This window comes from Sulfuricurvum sp. (assembly GCF_028688295.1).
Classification (GTDB): domain Bacteria; phylum Campylobacterota; class Campylobacteria; order Campylobacterales; family Sulfurimonadaceae; genus Sulfuricurvum.
The window spans coordinates 1-9,828 of the sequence record NZ_JAQTYM010000075.1 but is presented as its reverse complement, the minus strand read 5'-3'; the positions used below and the strand labels follow the sequence as shown (position 1 = coordinate 9,828).

At 40.0% G+C, this 9,828-nt stretch carries 12 protein-coding genes; 8 read left to right on the top strand and 4 right to left on the bottom strand.

Annotated elements, in window-relative coordinates:
* Positions 1–77: 77 nt before the first annotated feature.
* Genes PHR02_RS11800 through PHR02_RS11790 form a run of 3 tightly spaced genes read right to left on the bottom strand, consistent with a single transcriptional unit; the run spans position 78 to position 2,496 of the window.
* Complete coding sequence (locus tag PHR02_RS11800; protein WP_299992298.1) at positions 78–899, bottom strand: tyrosine-type recombinase/integrase; 822 nt, start codon at positions 897–899, stop codon at positions 78–80.
* The gene (locus tag PHR02_RS11795) at positions 899–1,900 is read right to left on the bottom strand and encodes a hypothetical protein (RefSeq protein ID WP_299992296.1); all 1,002 of its coding nucleotides are present in this window, start codon (positions 1,898–1,900) and stop codon (positions 899–901) included. The genes PHR02_RS11800 and PHR02_RS11795 overlap by 1 nt, the downstream gene beginning before the upstream one ends.
* The gene (locus PHR02_RS11790; protein WP_299992295.1) at positions 1,900–2,496 is read right to left on the bottom strand and encodes a hypothetical protein; all 597 of its coding nucleotides are present in this window, start codon (positions 2,494–2,496) and stop codon (positions 1,900–1,902) included. Before PHR02_RS11790 ends, PHR02_RS11795 begins: the two co-directional genes overlap by 1 nt.
* Positions 2,497–2,619: 123 nt before the next feature.
* Here PHR02_RS11790 and gatC point away from each other — a divergent pair, with 123 nt between their 5' ends.
* From gatC to PHR02_RS11770, 4 genes are all read left to right on the top strand, one after another.
* On the top strand, positions 2,620–2,910 hold the full coding sequence (gene gatC / locus PHR02_RS11785; protein ID WP_299992294.1) for an Asp-tRNA(Asn)/Glu-tRNA(Gln) amidotransferase subunit GatC: 291 nt from the start codon (positions 2,620–2,622) through the stop codon (positions 2,908–2,910).
* A gap of 3 nt (positions 2,911–2,913) precedes the next feature.
* Positions 2,914–3,258 carry an arsenate reductase family protein gene (locus tag PHR02_RS11780; protein ID WP_299992293.1) on the top strand — a complete coding sequence of 115 codons (345 nt, stop codon included), beginning with the start codon at positions 2,914–2,916 and terminating at the stop codon, positions 3,256–3,258.
* On the top strand, positions 3,255–4,325 hold the full coding sequence (locus tag PHR02_RS11775; RefSeq protein WP_299992292.1) for a type IV pilus twitching motility protein PilT: 1,071 nt from the start codon (positions 3,255–3,257) through the stop codon (positions 4,323–4,325). Before PHR02_RS11780 ends, PHR02_RS11775 begins: the two co-directional genes overlap by 4 nt.
* A gap of 104 nt (positions 4,326–4,429) precedes the next feature.
* A complete protein-coding gene (locus PHR02_RS11770; protein ID WP_299992291.1) occupies positions 4,430–4,834 on the top strand; it encodes a Fur family transcriptional regulator in 405 nt (134 codons plus the stop codon).
* Positions 4,835–4,850: 16 nt separating this feature from the next.
* Here the strand turns inward: PHR02_RS11770 and PHR02_RS11765 are convergent, their stop codons facing one another.
* The gene (locus tag PHR02_RS11765) at positions 4,851–6,197 is read right to left on the bottom strand and encodes a class II 3-deoxy-7-phosphoheptulonate synthase (RefSeq protein ID WP_299992290.1); all 1,347 of its coding nucleotides are present in this window, start codon (positions 6,195–6,197) and stop codon (positions 4,851–4,853) included.
* 115 nt (positions 6,198–6,312) lie between these two features.
* Here PHR02_RS11765 and PHR02_RS11760 point away from each other — a divergent pair, with 115 nt between their 5' ends.
* The 4 genes from PHR02_RS11760 to lysS form a co-directional block, all read left to right on the top strand.
* The gene (locus tag PHR02_RS11760; RefSeq protein WP_299992289.1) at positions 6,313–7,335 is read left to right on the top strand and encodes a GGDEF domain-containing protein; all 1,023 of its coding nucleotides are present in this window, start codon (positions 6,313–6,315) and stop codon (positions 7,333–7,335) included.
* Positions 7,335–7,886 carry a CvpA family protein gene (locus tag PHR02_RS11755; protein ID WP_299992288.1) on the top strand — a complete coding sequence of 184 codons (552 nt, stop codon included), beginning with the start codon at positions 7,335–7,337 and terminating at the stop codon, positions 7,884–7,886. The genes PHR02_RS11760 and PHR02_RS11755 overlap by 1 nt, the downstream gene beginning before the upstream one ends.
* Positions 7,887–7,889: 3 nt before the next feature.
* Positions 7,890–8,372 carry a Fur family transcriptional regulator gene (locus PHR02_RS11750; RefSeq protein WP_299992287.1) on the top strand — a complete coding sequence of 161 codons (483 nt, stop codon included), beginning with the start codon at positions 7,890–7,892 and terminating at the stop codon, positions 8,370–8,372.
* Between the two features lie 21 nt (positions 8,373–8,393).
* Positions 8,394–9,828, top strand: a 1,435-nt coding sequence (gene lysS / locus PHR02_RS11745; protein ID WP_299992286.1) for a lysine--tRNA ligase, incomplete at its 3' end; no start/stop codon positions are given.

Genomic DNA, 9,828 nt, shown 5'->3' with positions numbered 1-9,828 from the left:
GACGATAGGGGGAAGCATACGCATCCTTATTGAATAGTTTCTACATAGAGTGCATTTTTCATGCAACCTTGCGTATTTTATTCTCTTGCCATCGGATGAAAAGTGTGTACGGTCTCTTGAAGATTCTGTTTTTGTACATGGGTATAAATTTGTGTAGTAAGGAGAGATGCATGACCTAAAAGCTCTTGTACAACACGTAAATCAGCACCTCCTAAAATAAGTGCAGTTGCATACGAATGACGAAGGGCATGCGGAGAAACATTCAAATACTTTTGAACAATTTTAAAAGCGGATATTCGACTGAGTCGCTCACCTCGATAATTAAGCCACAATAACGGTGAGTGATAAGGAGATGCATCCTGATAGCTTCGTAGAGCTTTCAACGCTTCTTGTGCAATTGGAACATAACGTTCCTTTTCCCCTTTTCCATGACGGATTCGAAGCCACTCTCCCTCGATGTCTTGCTCCTCTACCATCAGACATTCACTAACGCGAACTCCTGTAGCGTATAAAAAAAGGATCAGCGCATAATCACGTAAACCTATCCATTCACTCCGATTTATTAACATTAATCCCGATTGAATCGTCTCAAACGTTAGGTATTTAGGAAGATTTTTAGGTACTTTTGAGAGAGCAATTTTAGAAGAGAGTGAATCAAAACGGTGACGATGACAAAAATCCAAAAATGAATTAAAAGCAGAAAGTTTTCGATTCAAGGTCCGTTTATTACTGATCGAACCTAGAATACGAAAAATAATATTTGAATCAAGCTCAGTAAGAGCTTTACCAGAGTATTTCTCGATATCACTCAAATCATGTTCATAGGCCTCGATCGTTCGAGGACTAAGCGCTTTAATGACCGTAATGTATTCGATAAAAGCCTCAAGCTCCTTCGACATTATTTGAGATTGATATAGCGGTCGTCAAAATAAAAACGTCCATCGCCCAAGAAAATTTTATTGTCACTGTCCATATCAATATCATACACATCATACGCTAAGAGGTTCTTGGTTAATGCAATCATGTATCCCTCTTGCTCCAGTGCATACACACGGTCGTTCTGAACACTAATCCCTACAAAATGAGCAAATGGAAATTTCTTTTTTGCTTTAAACTGTAACGTTGGGCTCAAGGCAATAATCTCACCTTGCTTTGTCGTAAGCCAAATACCGTCTGCCGTGTAAGCAATATTACGAATTTCATACTTCTCACGCGCCTCTTTTGCTGATAATGCTAAAAGAGCACTCCCGGTCGATGCCACCATATGATTGTCAATCACGTTCATGTACGTGATGTTATTAAAAAACTCATCCGAGCTCACAACAACTGAACGGAGAACCTGTTTTGTTTCGGAGTTTACAATAACAATCTTTCCATCAAGCGTTAAAAAAAGTACCAGCTCTTTTAAAAAATAAGGATTTGCAATGCGGGCATCCACCGCTATAGGAGCGCTAGCACTCTCTTTAAAGAGCAATTTTTTACTCTCAAGCGAATACAACGCCATTTCATTATTGCTGAACAATACCGCAACGATGTCATCTTGAACACTTATCGCAGCAACACCTCGCTTAAATTCAAAGGTTACTTTCCCATCCGTTCCATCTTCGGGAAAAAGAATAATATTTCCCTCTGTACTTTCAGTAATAATCCAATGATCATTTGCATTGATTAAACGATAATTTTCAGGAATTTTGACTTTTTTCTCCCCTGATTTGCTCAACAAATGGCCATTTTTCAAAAGGGCTGCCGATTCGGTCGTTTGAACGATTGAAGCACTCAAAGTGCCGGCATTACGCCATTCCCCTTTGACATTTTCAGGTTTAAAAACCTCTTTTTGCGAACAACCGGAAAAAAGAATTAATGCCCCTATCGAAAGGGTAACAGTTGTAAATAATCTCATTATTTGACTCCGTAGTGAGAAAGTGCACTGGCAACTTGATACAGTGGTGATTCCTCACTGATGAGTGCAATTTTTTGATGCGCTGAAGTCACATCCCCTTTTTCGATAGAGACAATCGCGAGTTCCAAAAGTGCTAAATCTTTATAAAATACACCTTGTTTTTTCGTGTATTGGTCCAATGCTTGAACATCTCCTTTGATCGCGGCAGCTTCATAATGGGCGATATCGGCAACACCAAATGTCTCAGATTTTTTCAACCCTTCAAGAATACTCACATCATTTTGCGCAATTCCTCTAGAGAGTTTCCAAACATCATACAACTCAGGATTATCATTTTTCAATGTTTGTTCTGCTGTTGTATCACTTGGATTGGTGAGTAATACGTTAAAAGCGGCATTAGAACTTTCAATTTTACTATTGCTATAGGATTGATAACCAATAGCACCAACGACTGCCAATAACGATCCTACGACAACTGCAATTAAAGGTTTTTGGTACCGTTTAACAAAACGCTCAGTCCGAATGGCACTTTCAAAAAACTTTTCTTCAGAACTCAATTCCTCTTTGAGGGCATCCATATTCTCTTTTAGACTCAAAACAGCTCCTGTCTTTCTCTACTCATAAATTAAAGCAATAATATCTTACCCTACGTTAAAGTTTAGTAAACCTTTTTTTTGGGTACAATTATTTTCATAAATTTATCACGACTTAGGTTAACCATGCAAATTGATGAAACACTTTTACAACGTTTAGAAAAACTTTCATACCTACAAATCCCTCAAGAACATCGTGCGGAAATGATTTCGCAGCTCAGTGAAATCGTTTCATTCGTAGATAATCTCTCCGAACTTCAAACAGATGGTGTGGATGCTACCTTCGCGATGTCAGATACATCGACACGACTTCGTGAAGACATTGGTAACGTTAATGGTGCTATAAATGATGATATTTTAGCCCATGCACCTCATGCTCAAGATCATTTTTTTATCGTTCCGAAAATCATCGAGTAACTCATGACACACGTATACGGTATTAAAAGTTGCGGAAGTGTTCAAAAAGCACTCAAGTTTTTAGAGGCCAAAGGTATCCCCTACACATTCCATGATTTTAAAATCACCCCAGTAGAGGGCGATAAGATCGAAAAATGGTTACAAAAAACCACCCTTGCAACCCTTTTAAATACCAAAGGAACAACCTATCGAACCTTAGGTATCAAAGCACTCGAATTGGATGATACGAGAAAGGTAGAGTGGATGGGGAAACACAATCTCCTCATTAAACGCCCCGTTATCGAGTTTAAAGATCAACTGATCATCGGGTTCGATGAATCTCTCTACGAAGGACTATTTCACACATGAATACAGCACTGGATATTTACAAACTTCTCAAAAGTGTCGTTGCTTATAAAGCATCTGATCTCCATCTTGTTAGCCGTTCTGAACCCCAAATTCGTATTGATGGCAGACTCGTTGCCCTTAATCTTCCCGTTCTTGATGGACGAGATATTGAGGAAATGGGGTACTCACTCCTAACTGAAAAACAGAAAAAAGCATTTGAAGAGGCGAATGAACTTGACTTTTCGATCGTTATCCCCGATGTTGGACGCTTTCGTGCCAACTACTACAAAACGATGGATGATATCGCGTGTGCCTTTCGTATCATTCCCGTTACCATTCCCTCACTTGATGATTTGAATGCGAAAAAAATTTTTAAAGAGTTGATCAAGCGTGAAAAAGGGCTGATCCTCGTCACCGGGCCAACTGGAAGCGGTAAATCAACAACATTGGCAGCGATGCTTAATGAAATCAATCTTAATGAAGCGCGCCATATCATTACGGTCGAAGATCCTGTAGAGTTTGTTCATAGTAACAAAAAATCGCTCTTCTCTCATCGTAATGTCGGAACAGATACTAAAAGCTTCTCTACAGCACTCAAATATGCCCTTCGTGAAGACCCTGACGTTATCTTGATTGGGGAGATGCGTGATAAAGAGACAATTACCGCTGCATTAACTGCGGCAGAAACGGGTCACTTGGTTTTTGGAACCCTCCATACCAACTCTGCACCGCAGACTATCAACCGTATCATCGACGTTTTTGGTGGGGATGAACAACCTCAAATACGTGCTCAAATTTCTACCTCACTGATCGCAGTTATCTCTCAAGCCCTCCTCCCTAAAATCGGTGGAGGTCGTATCGCAGCACAAGAGGTGATGATTACTAATCCTGCGATTGCCAACTTGATTCGTGAAGATAAAGTTCATCAGCTTTATTCACAAATGCAGCTTAATCAAACCGCTACAAATATGACAACACAAACACAAGAAATTGTTGAATTTTTGCGTAAAAAACTGATCAGCAAAGAGATCGCATTGCAATATTCTAATAAACCCGATGAACTTCTACGGGTCATCGAATCTCTCTAAAGGTTTCTTCCTTTCGGAGGAAACCTTAAAATTATTTTCAAAACTCCTCCATCGTTAGCTTTTTTATGGAACTACTCATCTATAATCGTTTATAATAACGAATTATGAAACATGAGCACTTATTAAAATCTTACCAACTTAAAGCAACTCCTCAACGGATCGCCATTATAGAGCTTATGTTTGCTGCAGGACATATTAGCATCGAGGAATTGTTTCACTCCATCCAGAATAAATTTACCTCTATTTCACTCGCAACATTGTACAAAAATATTCACACTATGATGGACGTAAGTCTTATTCGTGAAGTAAAAATTGCAGGACAAAAAACAAAATATGAGATTGAAAAAGAGGCACACGCACATGTAATGTGCAAATGCTGTGGAGAGTTAAAAGACATCCCGTTTAATCCCAATACACTGCTTCAAACATCTATGGACATTAGCAATTATCAAGCTGAAGAGGTTTCGATAGTGATCTCAGGGGTTTGCCCTGAGTGTCAAAAGAAGTAACTATAGGGAATCGATATTAACGATGTGCTTCTTTAAGTGTATCAGCGATCAAAAATGCCAATTCTAGTGATTGGTCAGCATTCAGACGTGGATCACAGTGAGTGTGATAGCGGCTTTTTAGATTTTCAGAAGTAATCTCAAACGATCCTCCCAAACACTCGGTGACATTTTTACCGGTCATCTCCAAGTGAACGCCACCTGCGTAAGTTCCCTCTGATTTATGCACTTGGAAAAATTGTTTCATTTCTTTAAGCACTGCATCAACTGGTCGTGTTTTATAACCATTACTGGTGATAGTATTACCATGCATCGGGTCACAGCTCCACAATACTTTTTTACCTTCTCTCTCAATTGCACGAATTAATGCAGGCATACCATCCGCTACTTTGTCAGCTCCCATACGAACAATTACATTCAATCGTCCCGCTTCGTTTTCAGGATTAAGAATATCGCACAAACGGATCAAATCCTCAGGATCCATAGATGGTCCTGCTTTGACGCCAATCGGATTTTTGATCCCACGCATAAACTCGACATGTGCACCATCGAGCTGACGGGTACGATCTCCTATCCAAAGCATGTGCGAAGATACATCGTACCACTCACCCGTTAATGAATCTTGGCGTGTAAATGCCTCTTCATAATTAAGCAACAATGCTTCATGAGAAGTATAGAAATCAGTTTCTCTTAGCGTTTGAAACTTATCGGATGTGATTCCGCATGCCGCCATAAAACGAAGCGAATCATCAATTTGACGAGAAAGTTCATCGTATTTTTTCGTCATCTCATTTTGTCCGACAAACCCAAGATTCCAAGCATGTACTTGATGTAAATCTGCAAGTCCACCTGTAGCAAAAGCACGGAGAAGATTCAACGTTGCTGCCGATTGGTTATACGCTTGAATCATACGATTCGGATCAGGGATACGGGCAAGTTCATTAAACTCCGCGCCATTGATAATATCACCGCGATAACTCGGCAAACTTACACCATCAATACTCTCCATATCAGAAGAACGAGGCTTCGCAAACTGACCGCCCAAACGACCTACTTTTACCACAGGTACACCGCCTGCAAAGGTCATTACAACGGCCATTTGCATCATAACCTTGAAAGTATCGCGAATATTATGCGCATGAAATTCTGAAAAACTTTCAGCACAATCGCCACCTTGAAGTAAAAAAGCTTTCCCCTCACATACATCGGCTAAGTTTTTTTTGAGGGTACGAGCTTCACCCGCGAATACGAGTGGAGGGTAGTTACGAAGCTTTGTATCGACCTCTTCCAATGCCTTTTGATCGGGATACGTTGGCTGTTGTTTGATCGGTTTTTCTCTCCAGCTTGATCGGCTCCATGTGCTCATATCATCTCCTGCGTGCTATTGCACCATAATTGTTAGTGTGCGAATTTTATCCTTTTATCCTAAAATGGGACTGATTGAGCGAAGCAAAAGTTATATTTATGTTTGAAAAAGTATAATGGCATTACTTTTAGAGAGTTCTATTTTGCCCTTTTTGATGATTAAAAAGAGCTTTTTCGCTCATCTCACAATACATGCGCTCAAGGTAATTATGGTGAATACCAACCAAGTAAATCCTTTACTAATCTATTTTTGCAAAGAACTCTCCGTGCAAATAGAATCCCTTAGCAATCGCCAAGCAACCATCGATGCAAAAGAGTTTGCTGAACTAATTACTACCGCAACACACGAAGTACTCGACGCCTATGCCTCCGGTGAATTTGATCTTTTAGCGTATCGCGATACCTCCGTAGATGAGTACAAAGCCCTCGCTGAACAAAGTATCGAATCGTATTCGCGTACAAATGAAAAATTTGAAGAAATTACAGATCAGCAGGCTGAATTACTCAATGAAACAGCCTCAGGGTCTCTTATTGATTTTGGAAAAATTACTGAAAAATTCAGCGATATTCAAAATCACCTTAGTGATGAAGTTTCCCGCGCCAATGAAGTTATAAATGGCCTTTTAGCGCAAGTTAAAACGTTAGAAATGAAAACATCACTGGACCCTTTAACCAAAACATTTAACCGTTATGCATTGCAAGAGCACTTGAATGTTATCCTTGAAAAAGAAAAATTTGATTTTGAAATTTTTGCTCTAATGATTGATATCGATAATTTTAAACTCATCAATGATCGCTTCGGCCATATTGCCGGAGATAAAGTCCTTATTTTTATTGCAAAGCTCTTTAAAAAAGCACTTCGTGATGGGGATCGGGTTTATCGCTTTGGAGGAGAAGAATTTATTATTATCCTCAACCGTACCGATTTAGAAGGGGCGAAACTGGTCGCTGAGCGACTCCTTAGCCTCTGTCGTAATAACAAACCGTTGTTTCAAAATCAACAAATACCTGTCACCCTGAGTATCGGTTTAACAAAAGTACTGGCCACAGATACCATCGATTCTGTTATCGATCGCTCGGATAAAGCTCTCTACCGAGCAAAAAGCAACGGTAAAGACCGTATGGAAATGGAGTTTTAATGGATTTGAATTATTTTGATGTGGCTGTTGGATCAATCGTCCTACTCTTAGGGTTAAAAGGTCTCCTTAATGGTTTTTCAAAAGAGGTTTTTGGACTTGCAGGTATCGTAGGCGGTGTATTTGTCGCTTCTCATATAGGTGGTATTATCGGTAAGTTTTTAAGTGATTCCCTTTTTCATTTTGAAACAGCAACGGCGACGAATTTAGTGGGCTTTGTGTTTGCATTAGGAATTTTTTGGCTTTTAATGGTTGCTTTGGGTGCAGGATTTAAAAAACTCAGTGCCTTGAGCGGTCTAGGACCAGTCGATCGTATTCTAGGATTTGTTATCGGAAGCAGTAAGTTTTTCTTTATTATCTCCATTATCGTTTATGCTCTTTTTAGTGTCACGGCAATTCGAGAAAATTTTGAAGAAAAAATGTCAAATAGCTTTTTTTATAAACCTATGTTTGCAACCGGTGATTTTATTTTACATATTGAGACGGATGATGTCAAATCTTTAGTTGATGATGAGAATGAAAGTACTCTTCCCGACCCTAAAAAAGGAAAATAACTAATGAATCCATACACCGATTTTACCGAACGGACCATTGAGTACAACAAACTATTAGCTGATTTCAAACAACTTTTAAAGGCTAATGGATTAAAGTTTACTATTCAGCGTGAAGTTATTTTAGAGATGCTCTACAACTCAGATGAGCATCTCACACCAGAAGGGCTTCACCATCTTATCCAACAAAAGCATCCTGAGCTCAATACAGGTATTGCAACGGTTTATCGAACTTTGTCCCTTTTAGAAGAATCTGATATGGTCACTTCTCTCTCTTTCGGTGCACAAGGAAAAAAATATGAATTGGGTGCAAAAGATCACCATGACCATATTATTTGTACCGAATGCGGAGCTATTACCGAATTTGTAGACGAAGAGATCGAACGACGTCAACAACAAATTACAGAAGCTCTGGGCTTTGTTATGCAAGAGCACTCCATGCAAATCTACGGCATTTGCAAAAGCTGTCAAGAAAAAAATAAAAAATAAACTGTTAAGAAAGGAAACCCATTGGTATTCGAAAATCAATATGTACAGCAGCGAATCGAAAAAGCCGATGCTCTAAGAGCCATCGGTATTGATCCTTATGCAAACAACTCAGAACGTAACACAACCATCGACAAGTTTCATAATGTCAACTCTGATTTATTCCAGAGTGAAGATAAACGTGATGAGCATCGTCATTACACCGTAGCAGGACGCATCAAACTGTATCGACTTATGGGAAAAGCAAGCTTTCTCAAAATTGAAGACGAAAGCGGAATGCTCCAGATTTATGTTGCACGCGATAATTTGAGCGAAAATTTTTATAACGATGTCTTTAAAAAATTGATCGAAGTAGGTGATATCATCGAAGTGAGCGGATATCCGTTTATCACTCAGCATGGTGAACTTTCCCTCCATGCCGATAAACTCACTATCCTCACAAAAGCGATCTCTCCGCTTCCTGAGAAATTTCATGGGATTCAAGACAAAGAGATGCGCTATCGCCAACGCTATCTAGACTTGATTATGAACTCAGAAGTGCGAAAAACGTTTCATATCCGTTCAAAGGTTATCAGTCTTACCCGCCGTTTTTTTGAAGACAAAGGGTTCTTAGAGGTTGAAACGCCAATGATGCACCCAATCGCCGGCGGTGCTAATGCGAAACCTTTCGTCACCCATCATAATGCACTAGGAATTGACCGCTATCTACGTATTGCCCCTGAGCTCTACCTCAAGCGTCTTATCGTCGGCGGATTTGAAGCGGTATTTGAGATTAACCGTAATTTCCGTAACGAGGGGATGGATGCTACCCATAACCCGGAATTTACCTCTATCGAGTTTTACTGGGCCTATAAAACCTATAAAGATTTAATCGAGATTACTAAAGAATATTTTGGATACCTCTTTGATCATCTTGACCTCCCTAAACGTCTTCCTTATGGCGATTTGGAAGTTGATTTTGACCAATTCACTGAGATTGAACTCGTTAAAAGTCTCAGTGTAATCGGTGGAGTTCCTGAGGAGATAGTCAACGATAAAGAGGCTATTTTAGCCTTTTTAAAATCCAAAAACCTCGAAGCTAAAGCAAGCTTAAATCTCGGACAACTTCAAGGTGAGCTTTTCGATGAGTTCGTTGAGGCAAAACTGATCAATCCGACCTTCATCACCCACTATCCGGTTGAGATTTCACCACTTGCACGCCGCAATGATGAGCGTCCTGAGCTTACAGATCGCTTTGAACTCTTTATTGCAGGGCGTGAGATTGCCAATGCATTCAGCGAGCTTAACGATCCGGTCGATCAGCTAGAGCGTTTCGAGGGACAAATGGCTGCCAAAGATTCAGGCGATGATGAAGCCCACGAGATGGACGAAGATTTCGTTATTGCCCTCAGCTACGGGATGGCCCCTACAGCAGGTCAAGGGATCGGAATTGACCGCCTTGTTATGATGCTCACCAACC